This is a genomic window from Enterococcus thailandicus (assembly GCF_001886265.1).
GTDB classification, from domain to species: Bacteria; Bacillota; Bacilli; order Lactobacillales; family Enterococcaceae; genus Enterococcus_B; species Enterococcus_B thailandicus.
Map to the genome: position 1 here is coordinate 243,528 of NZ_JXLE01000001.1, position 18,651 is coordinate 262,178.

General features: G+C 36.5%; 14 protein-coding genes and 1 other annotated feature. Of the genes, 13 read left to right on the forward strand and 1 reads right to left on the reverse strand.

What is annotated here, in order from left to right:
• Positions 1 to 41 precede the first annotated feature (41 nt).
• Entirely contained in the window at positions 42 to 686 is a 645-nt protein-coding gene (locus RV17_RS01130; protein ID WP_067480921.1) for a hypothetical protein, read from the forward strand.
• A gap of 407 nt (positions 687 to 1,093) precedes the next feature.
• Here the strand turns inward: RV17_RS01130 and helD are convergent, their stop codons facing one another.
• Entirely contained in the window at positions 1,094 to 3,373 is a 2,280-nt protein-coding gene (gene helD, locus RV17_RS01135) for an RNA polymerase recycling motor HelD (protein WP_071868249.1), read from the reverse strand.
• A gap of 230 nt (positions 3,374 to 3,603) precedes the next feature.
• Here helD and RV17_RS01140 point away from each other — a divergent pair, with 230 nt between their 5' ends.
• The 12 genes from RV17_RS01140 (at position 3,604) to RV17_RS01200 (ending at position 18,426) form a co-directional block, all read left to right on the forward strand.
• Complete coding sequence (locus RV17_RS01140; protein ID WP_071868250.1) at positions 3,604 to 5,382, forward strand: heavy metal translocating P-type ATPase; 1,779 nt, start codon at positions 3,604 to 3,606, stop codon at positions 5,380 to 5,382.
• 295 nt (positions 5,383 to 5,677) lie between these two features.
• Positions 5,678 to 6,511, forward strand: coding sequence for an AraC family transcriptional regulator (locus RV17_RS01145; protein ID WP_067480934.1), 834 nt, complete (start codon positions 5,678 to 5,680; stop codon positions 6,509 to 6,511).
• Positions 6,512 to 6,631: 120 nt separating this feature from the next.
• The gene (locus RV17_RS01150) at positions 6,632 to 7,807 is read left to right on the forward strand and encodes an MFS transporter (RefSeq protein WP_071868251.1); all 1,176 of its coding nucleotides are present in this window, start codon (positions 6,632 to 6,634) and stop codon (positions 7,805 to 7,807) included.
• Entirely contained in the window at positions 7,804 to 8,802 is a 999-nt protein-coding gene (locus RV17_RS01155; protein WP_071868252.1) for an alpha/beta hydrolase, read from the forward strand. Before RV17_RS01150 ends, RV17_RS01155 begins: the two co-directional genes overlap by 4 nt.
• A 999-nt stretch (positions 8,803 to 9,801) precedes the next feature.
• Positions 9,802 to 9,981 carry a 2-hydroxymuconate tautomerase gene (locus RV17_RS01160; protein ID WP_067480942.1) on the forward strand — a complete coding sequence of 60 codons (180 nt, stop codon included), beginning with the start codon at positions 9,802 to 9,804 and terminating at the stop codon, positions 9,979 to 9,981.
• Positions 9,982 to 10,032: 51 nt separating this feature from the next.
• Positions 10,033 to 10,236 (forward strand) — a binding site (T-box leader).
• Between the two features lie 65 nt (positions 10,237 to 10,301).
• Positions 10,302 to 12,242, forward strand: coding sequence for a threonine--tRNA ligase (gene thrS / locus RV17_RS01170; protein ID WP_071868253.1), 1,941 nt, complete (start codon positions 10,302 to 10,304; stop codon positions 12,240 to 12,242).
• A gap of 156 nt (positions 12,243 to 12,398) precedes the next feature.
• A complete protein-coding gene (locus RV17_RS01175) occupies positions 12,399 to 13,238 on the forward strand; it encodes a MurR/RpiR family transcriptional regulator (protein WP_067480948.1) in 840 nt (279 codons plus the stop codon).
• A 302-nt stretch (positions 13,239 to 13,540) separates the two neighbouring features.
• Positions 13,541 to 15,694, forward strand: coding sequence for a peptidoglycan D,D-transpeptidase FtsI family protein (locus tag RV17_RS01180; RefSeq protein WP_067480951.1), 2,154 nt, complete (start codon positions 13,541 to 13,543; stop codon positions 15,692 to 15,694).
• A 270-nt stretch (positions 15,695 to 15,964) separates the two neighbouring features.
• Positions 15,965 to 16,129, forward strand: coding sequence for a 50S ribosomal protein L33 (rpmG, locus tag RV17_RS01185; RefSeq protein ID WP_002293909.1), 165 nt, complete (start codon positions 15,965 to 15,967; stop codon positions 16,127 to 16,129).
• Between the two features lie 179 nt (positions 16,130 to 16,308).
• Entirely contained in the window at positions 16,309 to 16,581 is a 273-nt protein-coding gene (locus RV17_RS01190; RefSeq protein WP_071868254.1) for an ArsR/SmtB family transcription factor, read from the forward strand.
• 146 nt (positions 16,582 to 16,727) lie between these two features.
• Positions 16,728 to 17,663, forward strand: a complete 936-nt coding sequence (locus RV17_RS01195; protein WP_071868255.1) for an ABC transporter ATP-binding protein — start codon at positions 16,728 to 16,730, stop codon at positions 17,661 to 17,663.
• A complete protein-coding gene (locus RV17_RS01200; protein WP_067480960.1) occupies positions 17,656 to 18,426 on the forward strand; it encodes an ABC transporter permease in 771 nt (256 codons plus the stop codon). Before RV17_RS01195 ends, RV17_RS01200 begins: the two co-directional genes overlap by 8 nt.
• Positions 18,427 to 18,651: the final 225 nt, after the last annotated feature.

An 18,651-nucleotide genomic window follows, 5' to 3' on the forward strand; every position in this document is an offset into this window, starting at 1 on the left:
AAATGATACAGAGTATATTGGAATTTGGGCGAGGAATAATGATGGAAGCAAAAATAATTTTGGAACCTTTCGATAGAATATTAAGCGGTTACGAAAAAGTAGAAGAATTAGCGGTAAATATTGCTGATTGCTCAAGTATCGCACATAAGTATGCAAGATTTGGTGTAGAAGGCTATCGTTTAGGAAATTATACTGGGATAGGTTATTTGAATCGTTATTTGGAATGTGCAATTGATCGAGTACCCATGCTCATTTATCAAAAGAATTATTTGATTCCACTCTTGTTTAAAAATGCTGAAACCTCTTTCCAGCTGTTTAACGAGGGGTATCGAATGGAAGCTTTCTTTTTGTTGTTAGAATGGAGTCTGAAACATCAACCAGAGAAGATTTTGATTGAACAAGATCCAACTGTTACTTCATCCAAAGAGAAAATCATCGACAGTGCCTATCTCGTGTTTCGCTTGACCGAAATTTTGGACAGCGGAGGATATCCAATCAGTCATTTTCAAACAATTGAACAATTTATTGACTGGAATCGAATTTATCGTTTGATCGACAATGGTGGAGTGGGGCGTCATAGTAAAATATTTGATCCCGAATTTCCAGAAAACATTGAAGAATTACGAATGATCGTGACTTTAGTTAGTTTGAAATATCCGGAAACAGATTTGCAGATACCTGAATAATATAAAAATTTTCGGTGCAGATACTAATTTTTTGGTAATCGGTACAGCATAAACATATTAAGATGGGAGGGGAACATCGGCTGACGCTGATGCTTCTCTCTTTTTTTACTTTAGATTATCGTAAGGTTGTGACAGAAATAGTCAGTTTCGAGAAATAAGGAGAAATTTTCAGAAATGATTTTTCAAATTTTTGTCAAATTTAGACTTATTTGAAAGAAGTTACTTATTGAATACGGTGAATGAGGTTGCAGCTCCAAGCAATAAGGATGCTTTTTTTAAAATAGCTTTCCATAATTTGAAGTGGATGCAAACTATGCCGAGGAGTTGTTTTGGAATAACCTTTATTCGTATATTCAAAAAGAGGGTACGACAAGCTTTTTGTCGTACCCCTTTTTTGGTAAAATGCTTTAAATCACTTCTTTGTTATAAGTCAAAGAATCAATTGCCTTCAATAATGGACTCTTATTGAAGGATGTAAACAGTGTTAATTCGTGCATTGCGCGTGTACACATAGTATACAAAATTAGCTTGTCTTGTTCTGTGTGGAACTGCTCTTCGTTAATATTCCATAAGAAGACGCGATCGAATTCAAGTCCTTTTGCCAAGAAGGCAGGTAACAGAATAATTGAACGTTTCATAAAGTCTTCCTCATCAAGAATCAATTGAACTTGTTGTTTCAAATTTCCAGGGAATTGTTCATATAACTGTTCACATTCCTCTTGTGTTTTAGCAATGATTGCTGTCCGCCAGTGTTTTGCTTTGGCTTGCGTTTGTTCAAGTGTTTCTTCAAACCAATGAAGTTGTTTTTCAGCAGTTGAAGCTTCGATGATGACTGGTTTATCACCTTTTCGAGCAGTTGTTTCGACACGATCTTCTTTGGATAAGAAATGATTTGCGAAGTCAGTGATTTCTTTAGTTGAACGGTAACTGGTTGTTAATTGGAAACGTGTGACCTCTTGATTGTCAAAAAGCTGTGGAAGAGAACCAACGATGGTTTCATTACCAAAGACATTTTGATTGAGATCGCCACAGAAAGTTAAGTTTGCTTTTGGATAAAGTGCTTGAAGCAGGGCAACCTGTGAAGGTGCGAAATCTTGCATTTCATCAATAAAAACATAACGAGCTTTCTGAGTGATTGTTACTGGAAATGTGCGACGCATTAGCAAGAAGAATAAAACAGCATCTTCTTGTTTCATTTGTTTTTGACGAAAATTTAGACGAATCTCAGCAATTTGTTTTGTCCATTGTTCTTTGGAAATCCCATGGGAAACTAGTGCTTTTTCTGGAACACTTTGTAAAAAGTGGAGATATTGTTTAGGCATATTCACAAATTGATAGCTGGTAATACCACGATGAACACGACGAAATTTTTTACGTACGATTTGATTTGCCAGTTTTTTGCGTAAAGATTTTTCTTTTTGCTCTGTGTACTCAAGGTTTGGATCAGTTGCGTATAATTCTTGCAATTGTTCTTCAGCCAAATCTTTCACCCATTGTTGACGCGTTTCATCTTTTTGTAAGCCACCTAATTTTTTAAGTAGCTTTGTTTGCAGCAGAGAAAGACGTTGATGCAATGGTAGCAAAGTATTTGTTTCTTGGTACCATTTTCGTATAGAATCTTTTGCGAGAATGGTTCGTCCATTGATTTTCATGTCACGGAATAAAGGTCCATAATTCGTAATTGCCTTCACATAATGATTGATATGGTTAACTAGTGTTAAGCCATTTTTTAAGTCGTGGATTGGATCATTTTTTCCAAATAAAAAACCATGTTCTTGTTGATCTTCTTCAACTAGCGAATAATCTTGTAGCAGTTCTTCTATATAGCTTCTAAATGTCTTGGTTGGGACACCACTTTCACCAAGAGAAGGTAAGACAGTTGAAATATAGTCTGAGAATAAATGGTTGGGTGAAAATAACAATACGTGTTCCGCATCTAACCATTTCCGATTATGGTACAGTAAAAAAGCAATTCGTTGAAGCAAAGCAGAAGTTTTTCCACTTCCTGCGATTCCTTCAATCAGCATTACTTTGCTAGTTGTATCGCGGATGATTGCATTTTGTGCTTTTTGGATTGTCGAAACGATATTTTTCATATGGGTACTTGAAGCTTCATCTAAAATCTCTAGTAAAAAATCATCGTTGATTACTTCAGAAGTGTCTACCATTGAGAGAATCTCGCCGTCTTGGATTTTGAATTGGCGTTTAAGTAACAACTCCACGGTCATACGTTCGACATCTGTTTCATAGTAAGCAGGTCCGATTTCACCTTCATAATAAAGATTGGCAATTGGTGCGCGCCAGTCGATGACAATTGTTTCTTCGGTCAAATCACGTAAAGAAGCAATCCCTAAATAAAGGGTTTCTGCTTCATTTTCTTCTTTAAAATCAATGCGGGCAAAATAGGGATTCCCTTGCATGACATCTAAAGTCTGTAAACGATGCTGTTGTGCATCGAGAGTATGATATTTTAACAGTAGTTCTTGTTCATGTTGGCGGTATTCAACAGCAGACTCGTAAAATGACTCATTAGAACCAGCACGGATACGGTGATTAGCTGTTTCCTTTGTTGAGGTATTCATTTCTTGGGTCAATTCTTGTTGCTTACTGTTTAATAATTTTTGTTCAAGCTGGATTAATTGAACGGTTTCGTCCACATGTGCTTGTTCCATTTGTCTTTCATTCATGGCTTATTTGCTCCTTCCGCCTTAAATAACGAACTAAAAGTATAGCACAATTATGGGAAAAAAGGTATTTTTTAAAAGTTAGTGAAAAAAAGTTTGGTAACAGCTTAGTCAAAGTAATATGTGAAAAAGGAAAGAATAAACAAGAATGATAGTTGTTTTCATTTAGCACGTATTAGTTTAAAAACGAGAAAAGAACGCCTATGCTTGAAAGTGAAAGAAGGTTGAGAAAGATGACACATTTAAAAAAATTTCTTTTAACAGTATTGATTGGTGGGATAGCGTTAATCAGTGAATTTATTTTTCATCAGTCTCAACTGGCATTTTTCTTGATTGCAGTTACTGGTGGTATTCTTGCCTTTTTGATGTTCCTCGAAATGATCAAAACATTACGCTCAGGAAAATATGGCGTCGATATTTTAGCAATTACAGCGATTGTAGCAACGTTAATAGTGAAAGAATATTGGGCGAGCTTGATGATTTTGATTATGTTAACGGGTGGCGATAGTCTAGAAGATTATGCGAATCAAAAAGCTAGTAAAGAGTTACAAGCACTGCTTGATAATACACCTCAAACAGCACATAAGTGGATTGATGGAAATTGGCAAGAATTACCCGTCGAGCAAATCGAAGTCAACGATAAACTAGTTGTTAAACCGGGTGAAACAGTCCCTGTTGATGGGCGAGTAATCAAAGGAAGCTCGGAAATAGATGAGTCTTCACTAACAGGTGAATCACAACCCATTACTAAGAATATCGGTGATATGTTATTGTCTGGTTCAATCAATGGTGATCGTTCATTAGAAATGCGGGTCGAAAAACGTGCTGCAGATAGCCAATATCAATTGATTCTTAATCTGGTTCAAGAATCGAAAGAAAAACCTGCAAAGTTTGTCCGAATGGCAGATCGCTATGCAGTCCCATTTACATTGGTAGCTTATTTCATTGGCGGAATCGCTTGGTGGCTTTCAGGTGATCCACATCGTTTTGTCGAAGTCTTAGTTGTTGCTTCACCTTGCCCCTTAATTTTGGCAGCGCCCGTCGCACTTGTTGCCGGAATGAGTCGTTCGAGTAAAAATGGAATCGTTGTTAAAAATGGCACCACGCTTGAAAAGCTAGCAGTGACTAAAACGATTGCTTTTGATAAAACCGGGACAATCACCAAGGGACAATTGGAGGTGACAGCAGTTCAACCAGCTGGTAAATTTTCAAAAGAAGAATTACTAATGTATGCAGCTAGTGCAGAACAAGAATCAAGCCATATTTTAGCTCGTTCATTAGTTAGTTACGCAAAAAATCAAAAACTGTTGCCAACTTCAGAATTAAAAGAAATTGTTGGTCAAGGAATAGAAGCAAGAATTGATAATCACTTTCTTCAAGTTGGCAGAGCCAAATGGCTGGGCGTACCCGAAATTGCTTCGGAAGAAACCATTATTTATGTTGCTTTTGATCGAGAATTTGTTGGCACAATCCACTTTGCAGATGTGATTCGTCCTGAGGCAACAAATGCCATCAAGCAACTGAAAGATTTCCACTTGAAACAGGTGATGATGCTAACTGGGGACAATCAAACTGTGGCGCAAACAATCGCCAAAAAAGTCGGAATCACGACGGTTCATGCGCAATGTTTACCACAAGATAAATGGCAAATTTTAGCGGATGTCCCTGAGAAACAACGACCAGTAACGATGGTAGGTGATGGCGTGAACGACGCACCTGCGCTAAGTGCAGCAGATGTTGGTATTGCAATGGGGGCACATGGTGCAACAGCCGCTAGCGAAAGTGCAGACGTAGTCATTTTAAAAGATGATTTGACACGGGTTCCTGAAGCTGTTTTGATTGCCAAAGAAACGATGCGTATTGCACGCCAATCAGTCTTAATTGGCATTTTTATTTGTATTGCACTCATGTTGATCGCAAGTTTTGGAATAATCCCTGCACTCTTGGGAGCTATGTTACAAGAAGTAGTTGATACAGTCTCGATTTTAAGTGCGTTACGTGCAAAAAAATAGTTGCACTCAAATGAAGGCAGTAAACCTGGTTGTGAGAAGTGATTATTGATGATTCAGGCTATTTTTTAAGTGAGTAAGGGTTTCATTTTTAGGGATTGTCAACTTTGAAAATGGGTAGGAACAAGATAAGAAAATAAATGAGGATTAGTTAGGTGGTAGCCAACTAATCCTTTTTTCTTTTATTTAGCAAGTGTAGAGAATAAGGGGTGTTATAATTAGTGAAAAAGAGAAACCAACATATCAAACGAAAAAGTGGTTCTGTTTGTAGAAATGAATGGTGAGGAGGCTACAGTTGATGCAGTATAAGTTGGAACAGTTTATTGAGAACAGTGAATTTCCAGCTATCTTTATTATCCAAAAGGCCGAGGAAACACAAATTTTGCGTCATTGGCATAAAGAGATTGAGATAACTTATGTCGCTAAAGGAAAGGTTGATAGTTACTTTATCGAAGGAAAAAATTATACAGTTAATGAAGGCGAAGCAGTATTTGTCAATCCATTTGAAATACATGGTATACGAAATATCAAGGAAACTTCTTATCCGGATAGTGTACTTACAATTATTTTTCCAACACCGTGGATTGAAAAATATTTTCCGGATATAGCAAAATTTAGGATAAATCAATCAAAAATTTCTCAAGAGAGTGTTACCAAGAAACAGTATGCCATGTTTATTTCAGAGCTTGATTCGCTGTTTGAGTTAGTCAAGAAACCAGTTGATAGAATAAACAATGTCATGATTACTGCCAGTTTATTGAAACTATTGGGAATGTATGTCAAAGAATTTGCTATTGAACAAGCAGAAAATTCAAGCCATCTGTTGGATGAAAAAATTTACAAAATATTAGACTATATACACAAAAATTCTGATCAACGCTTGAAAATTTCAATGATTGCTGATGAATTTTATTTATCAGAAGGGTACCTTTCTCGCTACTTTAACAGTAAAGTTGGTGTTTCAATCATTAGCTATTTAGAATTGATTAGGAGCTATCAGGCGATACAGTTGATTCGCGAAACAGATCGAACGATTGAAGAAATTGCTTTAGAAACAGGGTTTGCCAGTACAAAGTCTTTAAATAAAACACTAAAAAAATATTATAATCAGACGGCAAAATTCTTTCGCTAAGCACCAAAAGGTCAGGATATGCCCTAATAGTAAGCAGGAAAGCCTCTTATTTTATTTAATCGCGTGAGCTAATATTCAAGTATAGAAAGCGCTATCTAAATAAATTGGAGGTTTTTTAGTATGAGTAAGAATAACCCATTATTCAAATTTGCTATTTTGTCGATATCCCTAATCTGTATGGTTGCGCCAGCTGTATCGGCGACTGTGCCAGATATCTTATCAGTGTTTCTAAACAGAAGTGCTGGTTCAATTGAACTATTAATGTCAGTCCCCAATTTTGGTATTTTTCTATTTGTTTTTATTGCTCCAATGATTACTCGAAAAATTGGTGACAAACCGACTGTATTGCTGGGGCTAACGATTGCCCTCTTAGCAGGAGTCACACCAGCTTTTACAACAAACTATACTCTTTTATTGGTTTCACGATTCTTGCTTGGTTGCGGAATAGGTTTATTCAATGCATTAGCATATTCTTTAATTACCAAATACTACAGTGGTGAGGAAAGGAATCGCTTGTTGGGATACCAAGGAGCGTTAACAGCTTTAGGTAGTACCATTTTTAGCCTGATTGCAGGCTGGTTATTACAATTCAACTGGCATTTAAGCTATCTTGTGTATTTCATTGCGATTATTCCAATCATTTTATTTGGATTTATCGTACCGAATGGCCAACAAGACTTAGAAGAAAATGCATCAGATGAAAAAGTAACAATAGAAAGAGCAGTTATTTTTTATTCAGTTTATCTATTTTTTGTTTATGCTTTCTTTATGACTGCAATTTTCAAACTGGCTTCTTTATTCATCGAAATGGGGATTGGGACACCAGCACAAGCCAGCTTGAGTTTAGCCATTTTAACTGCATGTGGATTTTTTAGTGGAATTGTTTTTGGAAAAGTAAAACAAGGATTGAAATCATTTACTGGTCCGGTGGCTGTTGCGTGTCTTGGTGTTGCACTTGGAAGTCTCAGTTTAGTGAATCACTTGGTGCTAGTTACTTTATTAGTGATTGCTATTGGATTTTTCCAAGGATTAATTAACCCAACGGTCTTTAGTGAAGTGGCAGAAGTCAGCAACGCTGCTTCTCAAAATATTGCTTCCACCTGTCTGTTAGTTGGAATTAATCTGGGCGTGTTTTTAAATCCTACAATTATATCAAGTTTCAGTAAATTGGCTGGAATCACTACGACATCAACAACCTTTTTGTTGTCAGGTGCTTTGTTGCTTATTAGTGCAGTAATCTATCAGCTATTTATTCAAGCACAAAATAAAAAAGTAAAGAAGGTAATGGAACAATGAACATTGAAAGAAAAAACTTAGTTGGAAAATTAACTTCTGGGAGTAGAGAGGAGCTAATGCCATCGACAGGACAATCGAATACAGAAAGCACACCACAAACGATTGTTCAAATGAGAGATGGTATGGGGTGGCCAGCTAAAGACATCACAACGCATAGCCTACTAATTGAGGACGCGGTACTTAAGGGGCATATCCCCGTAAGAGTGTATCGCAAGGAAAAACTTAAAGGGAAAGTATTACCCGTTTTAGTTTATTATCATGGTGGAGGTTTCTTTGGGGGCTCAATCCAAAATGTAGAGCAAATTTGTAGAACATTTGCTGATAGAGCAGATTTGGCAGTAGTCTCTGTTGGCTATCGCTTAAGTCCAGAGAATCCTTTTCCAGCTGGATTGATGGATTGTTATAAAGTGGTTGAAGTTTTGGCAACGGAAGGTCATTTATTCCATATTTCATCAGACAAAATTTTTGTTGCTGGTGATTCAGCAGGCGGGAATTTAGCAATCAGCGTAGCTATTTTAGATGCGTCAATTACGACCACTGGTTATGTAAAAAAAATAGTTTCTTACTATCCTGTTGTTGACCTGACATCAAAAGGAAAAGGTGAATTTTGGGATACGCGTGCAATCAAAACGCAAAGCGAAGAAGAAAAAGAACTGGTTACGGAGTATATTAATGGGTTCTCGTCTTTGGAGGCACAGGTTGAAGATTGGTATTGTGGGGCTTCAATCAATCGTTCAAATGAGTTGATTTCACCACTATTCGCTTCGGATAAGATCTTGTCCCAATTACCACCGTTAAAAATCATCGTCGGTGAATTTGATCCGTTAAGACAGCAAGTAGAATCATTTGCTGAAAAGTTGCTAGCTGCAAAGACAGAAGGTTCAATGACCGTATATCCAGGAGTCATTCATGCATTTATGGATAAAATCGGTATTTATGATGAAGCAGAAGAGGGGATTTTGGAAGGAATTACTTTTTTGAAAGGGAATAATTAGGATGAAATGGAATAGACGTTCTAAAATAAGGTTGTGGCGCAAACTGCTTAGCTCCGAACAGATAACGAGCAAGCACGCAAAATAGCTCTTTATATTTTGCAGTGAATGTAAGCTATCTCGAGGAGTTAGTTTGGGAACACCGTGAATAAGGTTGTGGCGCAAACTGCTTAGCTCTGAACAGATAGCGATAGCGAGAAACTGACAAAAATAACTTTTCATATTTTTGGACAGTTGTGAATGATGTGGAGAGGAGTTGCGTTGGGAACATCGCTTATTCGGCAAAAGGAGGTATGACAAGATTTTTGTCATACCTCCTTTATTTAACAAGAAACTAATGACAGCAAATAACAGGATGATTATCACAAGCAAAGCAGAACTGAGTATGACATAATGGGATAGCTAAGCTTGGAGTTTTTTGCTGAAAATGAAAAACAAAAGGTTTTGCAGGAGAACAATCCAGAACGAGTAGTATTAAGCTAGAACGGAACAAAATAAAAGGAATAAAAATAAATGAGAAAAACGATCTATTCGACGACATCTGAAAGAAATTCCAAGAAAAGGCTCTATGTAGTTCAACTCATTTTTGTTTTATTGATGCTAGTTTGCTTATGGATAGAGCACTATTTTCTTACATGCAATTTTGGTATGATATCCAGTCTGTTTTATTTTTTTCAAAAGACAAACAGGCGTTAAGGAAAAATACTCCTTAATTTTTATTTTTTTGTATGTGATTATTCCGAAAAGTGAAACGCAAAATAAATTTACTTTGACTGCTTTTTTATTTTAGAAAGTTTTTTTTCTGTTTCATAAAAATGTCTTGAAACAAGTAAAATTGATCCTTATTTTTGTGCTAATATAAAGTACGGAAGAACAAGGTTCATTAGTTGAAAAACGAGTACTTGAGTTCAAATGAAAACGTAGATGATTTATATGCTGTATGTCATCCATTTTTATTTTTGTCTTAAGAAAGAAAAACTATCGCGAAAGGGGGTGAAGAAAATGCCGTTTGTTCATGTCGAATTAGTCGAAGGCCGTAGCCCAGAACAATTAGAAAATATGATGAAAGATATCACTGAGGCTGTTCATAAAAATACGGACGCACCAAAAGAGCATATCCATGTCATTATCAATGAAATGAAAAAAGGTACTTATGGTGTAAATGGAGAATGGAAAAAATAAGTCTGATTTCATACTTGCTTTTTCTAAATATTAGTGGTTAAATAAACACATAATTGATTGACGAGAAAGACAACTGAATTTGAGAGTCTTCTATTAGAGAGGAAAAGCTAGGCTGAAACTTTTCCAGAAGAAAACCAAAGGATGACCACTTTCGAAACCTTTGTTGAAACAAAGGCGGTCGGACCGTTAACACGCTCGAGGAACACATCTTTTGTGTTCAAAATTAGGTGGAACCACGAAATTTTCGTCCTAGTATCTGTTTAGATACTAGGGCTTTTTTTGTCGAATCGAGTCAATCAAAATTCAAAGGAGGAATTTCTATGTTAAAAATTACTTTTCCAGATGGCGCAGTCAAAGAGTTTGAGGTTGGCATCACAACCTTAGCAATTGCTGAAAGCATCTCAAAAAGTTTAGCTAAAAAAGCACTAGCAGGTAAAGTGAATGGCCAATTAGTTGATTTGGATCGTCCAATTGAAGAAGATGCAACAATTGAAATTGTGACACCAGATCACGAAGACGCACTTGGATTAGTTCGTCATTCTGCCGCCCATTTGATGGCTCAAGCAATGCGTCGTTTATATCCTAGTATTCATTTTGGTGTAGGCCCAGCGATTGAATCTGGGTTTTACTATGATACTGACAATGGCGAAAATCCTGTTACAGCGGAAGATTTGCCAGCCATTGAAGCTGAAATGATGAAAATCGTTAAAGAAAACTTGCCAATTGAACGTCGTGTGTTATCAAAACAAGAAGCACTAGAAGTTTTTGCAAGCGATCCTTACAAAGTAGAATTAATTACTGAATTGCCAGAAAATGAAGTAATTACTGCTTACCAACAAGGTGAATTCATTGATTTATGCCGTGGCCCACACGTTCCGTCAACTGGACGCATCCAAGTATTCAAACTATTATCAGTGGCAGGTGCTTACTGGCGCGGAAATTCAGATAACCATATGATGCAACGTGTCTATGGAACAGCATTCTTCAACAAAAAAGAGTTGAAAGAATTTATTCGCTTACGTGAAGAAGCAAAAGAAAGAGATCACCGTAAACTAGGAAAAGAACTTGGTTTATTCATGGTTTCACCTGAAGTTGGTTCAGGATTACCATTCTGGTTACCAAAAGGTGCAACAATCCGACGCACAATTGAGCGTTATATTGTAGATAAAGAAGTTAGCTTAGGTTATCAACATGTATACACTCCAATTATGGGTGATGTTGAACTGTACAAAACATCTGGACACTGGGACCACTATCAAGAAGATATGTTTCCACCAATGGATATGGGCGATGGCGAAATGTTAGTATTGCGCCCAATGAATTGCCCTCACCACATGATGGTTTATAAAAACAATATCCATTCTTATCGTGAATTACCAATTCGTATTGCTGAATTAGGAATGATGCACCGCTATGAAAAATCTGGGGCACTTTCAGGTTTACAACGCGTACGTGAAATGACTTTGAATGATGGACACACTTTTGTACGACCAGATCAAATCAAAGACGAATTCAAACGCACACTTGAATTGATGGTTGCTGTCTATGCAGACTTTAACGTCACAGACTATCGTTTCCGTCTAAGCTATCGCGATCCAAACAATACAGAGAAATATTTTGATGACGATGCAATGTGGGAAAAAGCCCAAACAATGTTAAAAGCTGCAATGGATGAATTAGAACTTGACTATTTTGAAGCAGAAGGTGAAGCTGCATTCTACGGACCAAAATTAGACGTTCAAGTAAAAACAGCTTTAGGAACAGAAGAAACATTGTCAACGATTCAATTAGACTTCTTGTTACCAGAACGTTTTGACTTAACATATGTAGGCGAAGATGGCGAAAATACACATCGTCCAGTAGTTATTCACCGTGGAATCGTTTCAACGATGGAACGTTTTGTTGCTTATTTAACAGAAGTATACAAAGGTGCATTCCCAACTTGGTTAGCACCAATCCAAGCAACAATTATCCCTGTTTCTGTCGAAGCACATGGTGATTACGCTTATGAAATCAAAGAACGTCTTCAAATGAAGGGCTTGCGTGTGGAAGTTGATGATCGTAATGAAAAAATGGGTTACAAGATTCGTGCTTCACAAACACAAAAAATTCCTTATCAATTAGTTGTTGGGGACAAAGAAATGGATGATGCAACTGTCAACGTTCGTCGTTATGGAAGTAAAGAAACTTCTGTTGAAGACTTAAATATTTTTGTTGATGCAATGGTTGCTGAAGTGAAAAACTACAGTCGTGAAGGCTAAACGATTTTTTTCTAAGGTTAGGATGCGTAAGTGTCCTAGCCTTTTTTTTATTTTGGATTTTTCGAACAAATTAACCAATTTTTTCTTGGTGGAATCAAATGAAAAAATTTTTCGTATGTTATACTAAAGTGACTCTAATTAAATGGATGGTGACTTATGAGCGTAATTAGTCGTATCGAAAGTATGATGGAAGAATATTCTTCTGCGGAAAGAAAACTTGCCAATTATATTATCAATCATGTAGAAAAAATTCCGACAATGACTGCGAATGATTTAGCCGAAGCAGCTGGGTCAAGTGCACCGACAGTTGTTCGTTTTTCCAAAAAAATTGGCTTTCAAAGTCTAACGGATTTCAAAATTACCGTTTCAACGGAATTACAAACGGGATTAGTTGAAGGGTTTAGTGATATTGAACCAAATGAATCGTTTTATTCAATCAAAAATAAACTTGGAAATAATGCACAAGTGGCAATCAAAGAAACCGTTGATATTTTGGAGGAAGAAACCATCCGGACTGTTGTTCAAAGTTTAGAAGAAGCAGAAACGGTTTTCCTTTATGGTGTGGGCGCCTCGTCTTTAGTTGTTGAAGATATTTTGCAAAAGTGGTCGCGAGTGGGCAAACCGATTATTTTTGAAAAAGATATCCATGTGCTACTGCCTCAATTAGTCAGCAACGAACAAAAAAAAGTTCTTTGGCTCGTTTCGAATTCGGGAAAGAGTGCAGATGTCGTTGCTTTAGGAGAGTTAGCAAAATCATTGAATATCGAAGTAATCGTGTTAACTCAATTTGGAAACAATCCATTAAGTAAATTAGCAGATGTAACTGTACAAACTTCTCGCCCTAAAGAAATCACGAATCGAAGTGCGGCCACAAACTCACTATTGGCACAATTTGCGACAGTTGATATCATTTTTTATTTCTATATGGCAAAAAATGAGTACTTAAGCGAGAAAGTGGCTCAAACACGTGAAGCAATTCAGCAATATTTTAAATAATGAGCGTAAAAAAGCTGGATTTGATTCGTGAAAAAGAAAACTTGTGTGGAGAAAGTTTTCCACAAGGTTAAGTTTTTTGTAGATGTTTCACAGGAATGGGAAACGTTGTTTTCAAAAAAACACTTAAAATTATGAGTTTTCAGTCAAGCTTCCTTGACTGTGTTCCACCTAGTGTGAAACAAAAAAACTCTGGTATCTTGAATTTCGTTAAAGAATTTCATCATCTGATGATTTTTTCTTTGTTATTCATACTTTTTTGGGTATAATTTTTCGTGAATGTAAGTATGCGGGAAGGATAGGAAATAATGAAAGATTTTATGAAAAAAATAAAGAATAATTCTTGGTTTGACAAGTTAAAAAAGGGAACACAAGAACCGAGGAATAAACCCTATCGGCGTTCCCACGTTCCTTTTCGTTTAAATGTTCTCTTCTTTATTATATTTACGTTATTCGTAGCATTGATTGCTAGGTTAGGTTATTTACAAATCGTTGATGGTGAGACGATGGAAGCCAAAGTTAAATCATCTTCAACAATTACCGTTCAAGAAAGTTCACCTCGTGGGATGATTTACGATGCAACTGGAAAAGCTTTAGTAAAAAATCAAGCAAATCAGGCAATCACTTTTACAAGAGGCTCACAGATGACGTCAACGGACCTATTGAAATTAACAAAAAAATTGAACGAACTAATTGATGTGCCAGCTGATGACTCATTAACAGCTCGTGATAAAAAGGATTTTTGGTTAGCAGATGCGGATCATTTAGCGGAAGCAACAAAACGTCTTTCTTCTACTGAAAAACAACTAGATAATAGTCAACAATACGCAGCAACAGTGGAGAAAGTAACGGACGAAGAAATCAATTTCAATGAAGAACAATTAAAGATGGCAACCATTTTCAAACGAATGAACAGCGCGTATGAATTAAATACGGTTTATATCAAAAATTCTGGTGTAACAGATCGTGAATTAGCAGTTGTTGCTGAAAATGCTTCAGAGTTACCAGGGGTTTCAACTGGTGTTGATTGGACCCGTGAGTATTTAGCTGCCGATTCGATGAAAAGTATTCTAGGTAGTGTAACAACCGAAAAACAAGGATTGCCTGCCGATGATATTGATGCTTATTTAGCAAAAGGATACTCACGAAATGATCGTGTTGGTCAAAGTTATTTGGAAAAACAATATGAAGATGTGCTACAAGGAACAAAAACACAATATGAAGTGAAATTAGATAACGAAGGAAATGTTTCAAGTCAAAAAGAAATTTTTGCTGGCGAAAAAGGTTCAAATTTAAAATTATCGATTGATGCAGAATTTCAAAATAAAGTGGATGAAATTTTAAAACGGAACTTCCAAGCTTTAGTTGATAGCGGCAAAGCCAAATATTCACCAGGTGCATACGCAGTTGCGATGAATCCACAAACTGGGGAAGTATTAGCATTAGCTGGTTTTAGCCATGAAGAAAGTTCAGGAGAAATCACGGAGAATGCTCTTGGAACAATCACTAACGCATTCACGCCAGGGTCAGTGGTCAAAGCTGGTACTTTGGCAGCTGGTTGGAAAACTGGTGTTATTAGTGGAAACCAGGTCTTGATTGACGAACCCATTCAATTACAAGGTTCTGCTGAAAAAAGTTCTGTCTTTAACAGAAGTGGTCAAATAGCACTAAATGCAGTGAAAGCACTCGAATTATCTTCGAATACGTATATGATCAAAGTAGCATTAAAAATGTTAGGATTAGAATATACACCTAACATGGGACTTCCTGGCCTTGATGAAGAAACAAAAGCTTACGATGAACTACGAAACTCTTTTAAAGAATTTGGGTTGGGAACGACTACAGGAATTGATTTACCTAATGAATCAGCTGGAATTTCTCGTTCAGTTGACTTTATGAAGAAATTTAACGCGGATAATGACGGTGAATGGTATACATCTGGTAACTTTACCGACTTAGCATTTGGTCAGTTTGATACGTATACACCAATTCAATTGGCTCAATACGCTTCAACTGTTGCCAATGGAGGAAAGAGAATTCAACCACATATCGTTTCTGGAATTTATGGAAATGATGAAAATGGTAACTTAGGTGAACAAAAGAAAAAAATCGAAACAACTGTTCAAAATGAAGTAAATATTTCGCCTGAAAATATGGCTATTCTTCGAGAAGGATTCTATCAAGTAGTCCATGGAACAGAAGGGTATACAACCGGTAAGCCCTTAGCTGGTGCAAAAATGGATCTATCAGCAAAAACTGGTACAGCTGAAACGGTTGCAGAGGGTCATCCTGACATCACAACAGTGAATAGTAACGTGGTTGCTTATGGGCCAACGGATAATCCGGAAATTGCAATCAGTGTCGTTTTACCGAACTTAACGGATGAAAAAGACCATATGAATTTAACAATTGCCAAAGAAATCACAGATGCTTATTATGATATGTATTTAGCGAACTAATTTGTTCGGGCGATTTTAAGCCAAATCAAACCAGTTTTAAACTAGTTTGATTTGGCTTTTCCTTTTACAGCGTAAAACTTTTTTCAAGTGAAATTACTTGTCAAAATAAAAAAATAAACGAAATGAACTGGATTTTATCAATGAATGATGGTTGAAATAAAAAAACGTCAAGTAAAACTACTTAACGAATTGTCGGAAAAGGGTAGATTTCTCTCAACAATCATGGTAAAATTATCAAGTCTGAGAGTCATCTTAGAGGATTCTAGTAGTATGGGAGGGAAAATCATGCGCGTAAACATCACATTAGAATGTACTTCTTGTAAAGAACGTAACTACCTAACAAGCAAAAACAAACGTAACAATCCAGATCGTTTGGAAAAACAAAAATATTGCCCACGCGAACGCAAAGTTACTTTGCACCGCGAAACAAAATAAGTTTGATTAAAGAAGTTGCAAGAAACATTTCGATGTTTTTTGTAACTTTTTTTATGCACTTTTTTTGGAAACACTGGTATTGACGAAAGGTGAAAAATCATTGATAATACATAGATAGTTATCAATATGTAATTGAGTAGTATTTAAATGTGAGGCTTGTTAGCAAAGGAGAGGAAAGAATGGATCATGAGCAAATGGCAAAAATGTTTAAAGCATTAGCTGAGCCCAACCGTATTAAAATTATTGAACTACTTTCGACGAGACCAATGTGTGCCTGTGAAGTCCTAGATCATTTTGATTTTACACAGCCAACTCTTTCCCACCATATGAAAGTTCTAGAGTCTGTAGGAATCGTTTCAGTTGAGAAGGATCGTAAGTGGCATTATTATTTTTTGAAAAAAGAAGAGGCCTCAGAATTATTAAAAGCAATGTTAGATCTTTTTCCTAACTAACGCACAAATACAGGCGCGATCATGTCAGGAGAAAAATTATTTTGTTACCTAATTGTGCCTATGTGATTCAATGGATCTAAACAACCAACGAATCATATAAACTGCTTTGGAGATAAGAAAAATTTAATTTACAAGGAGAAAAATTCATGACTTATGCGTTAGAAATAAACGAACTAAAAAAAGTATATGCAACTGGTGTTGAGGCCTTAAGAGGTATCGATTTAGCTGTAGAAGAAGGAGACTTTTATGCACTGCTTGGACCAAATGGTGCTGGGAAGTCCACAACAATTGGTATTATTACTTCATTGGTCAATAAAACATCTGGAAAAGTGAGCGTTTTTGGTTATGACCTTGATACTGACTTGGTGCGTGCCAAACAGCAAATCGGGTTGGTTCCTCAAGAATTTAATTTCAACCCGTTTGAAACAGTGCAACAAATTGTTGTCAATCAAGCGGGCTACTATGGCGTTTCACGTCAGGAAGCCTTAAGACGAAGTGAAAAATATTTAAAGCAATCGAACTTATGGGAAAAACGAAATGTTCGCGCACGAATGCTTTCTGGAGGAATGAAACGACGATTGATGATTGCTCGTGCTTTGATGCATGAACCGCGTTTACTGATACTTGATGAGCCAACAGCTGGCGTTGATATTGAACTAAGAAGAGAAATGTGGACATTTTTGCGAGAATTAAATGAACATGGAACAACAATCATCTTGACGACTCATTATCTGGAAGAAGCAGAAATGCTTTGTCGAAATATTGGAATCATTCAAGCGGGTGAATTGATTGAAAATACTAGCATGAAGAGTTTACTGTCAAAATTACAATATGAAACATTTATTTTCGATTTAGAACCACATACTAAATCATTTGATTTACTGGGTTACAACCATCTTTGGGAAGATGAACAAACACTTGCAGTTGAGGTCGAGCGTAATCAAGGTGTGAATGGAATTTTTGAACAATTGACGGAAAAAGGAATCAAGGTACTCTCAATGCGTAATAAATCCAATCGTTTAGAAGAATTGTTCTTGAAGATTACAGAAGAAAATGGTCATGTGGAGGAAAGAAATGTTTAATTTATATGTAACGGCGCTTAAAAGTTTAGCAGTCAAAGAAACAAATCGCTATTTGCGAATCTGGGTTCAGACATTAGTACCACCAGTTATCACGACTTCTTTATATTTTATTATTTTTGGGAAAATGATTGGCGGACGAATTGGTGAGATGGGTGGATTTTCTTACATGGAATTCATTGTTCCAGGTTTAATCATGATGTCAGCAATCACTAGTTCTTATGCAAATGTTTCTTCCTCATTCTTTTCACAAAAATTCCAAAAAAATATTGAAGAATTATTAGTAGCACCTGTGCCCACACATGTGATTATCTGGGGATTTGTCATTGGTGGTTTGGGTCGAAGTGTTTTAGTTGGTACACTGGTAACAATTATTTCGCTCTTTTTTGTTCCATTACACGTTTATTCATGGTCAATGGTCGTCCTCACGTTATTGATGACAGCCATTTTGTTTTCATTGGCTGGGTTACTTAATGGTATCTTTGCGAAGTCTTATGATGATGTTTCAATCGTACCGACGTTTGTGTTACAACCTTTGACTTATCTTGGCGGTGTCTTTTATTCGATTTCAATGTTACCACCTATTTGGCAAGCTGTTTCAAAAATCAATCCAATTGTGTATATGATATCGGGCTTTCGCTATGGATTTCTTGGAACGATTGATGTTCCTATTTTCTTCTCGATTTTTATTTTAGTTGTCTTCATTCTTGTCCTTTATAGTGTTTGCTGGTATTTGATCGAAAAGGGTCGAGGACTACGGAGTTAAAGAAAATAATTAACAAAACTTGACAGTTCTCTTCAAAAAATAAAAGGTCGCGCCAAGATGTTGGCGCGACCTTTTTTATTGGTTTTACTCTATAATAAAAGAGACAGATCTGTAAAGAGCTATCTCTCAGTGATGCAGACGATGGGATTTGAACCCACACGAGCTAACGCTCACAAGACCCTCAATCTTGCATGTCTGATACTTACCGTTAGTAGGTCTGTACAT

What these genes read in the sequence shown, in the direction of transcription:
- RV17_RS01130 (WP_067480921.1), top strand. Translation starts at nt 42, where the DNA reads ATGGAAGCAAAAATAATTTTGGAACCTTTCGATAGAATATTAAGCGGT.
- helD (WP_071868249.1), bottom strand. Translation starts at nt 3,373, where the DNA reads ATGAATGAAAGACAAATGGAACAAGCACATGTGGACGAAACCGTTCAA.
- RV17_RS01140 (WP_071868250.1), top strand. Translation starts at nt 3,604, where the DNA reads ATGACACATTTAAAAAAATTTCTTTTAACAGTATTGATTGGTGGGATA.
- RV17_RS01145 (WP_067480934.1), top strand. Translation starts at nt 5,678, where the DNA reads ATGCAGTATAAGTTGGAACAGTTTATTGAGAACAGTGAATTTCCAGCT.
- RV17_RS01150 (WP_071868251.1), top strand. Translation starts at nt 6,632, where the DNA reads ATGAGTAAGAATAACCCATTATTCAAATTTGCTATTTTGTCGATATCC.
- RV17_RS01155 (WP_071868252.1), top strand. Translation starts at nt 7,804, where the DNA reads ATGAACATTGAAAGAAAAAACTTAGTTGGAAAATTAACTTCTGGGAGT.
- RV17_RS01160 (WP_067480942.1), top strand. Translation starts at nt 9,802, where the DNA reads ATGCCGTTTGTTCATGTCGAATTAGTCGAAGGCCGTAGCCCAGAACAA.
- thrS (WP_071868253.1), top strand. Translation starts at nt 10,302, where the DNA reads ATGTTAAAAATTACTTTTCCAGATGGCGCAGTCAAAGAGTTTGAGGTT.
- RV17_RS01175 (WP_067480948.1), top strand. Translation starts at nt 12,399, where the DNA reads ATGAGCGTAATTAGTCGTATCGAAAGTATGATGGAAGAATATTCTTCT.
- rpmG (WP_002293909.1), top strand. Translation starts at nt 15,965, where the DNA reads ATGGGAGGGAAAATCATGCGCGTAAACATCACATTAGAATGTACTTCT.
- RV17_RS01190 (WP_071868254.1), top strand. Translation starts at nt 16,309, where the DNA reads ATGGATCATGAGCAAATGGCAAAAATGTTTAAAGCATTAGCTGAGCCC.
- RV17_RS01195 (WP_071868255.1), top strand. Translation starts at nt 16,728, where the DNA reads ATGACTTATGCGTTAGAAATAAACGAACTAAAAAAAGTATATGCAACT.
- RV17_RS01200 (WP_067480960.1), top strand. Translation starts at nt 17,656, where the DNA reads ATGTTTAATTTATATGTAACGGCGCTTAAAAGTTTAGCAGTCAAAGAA.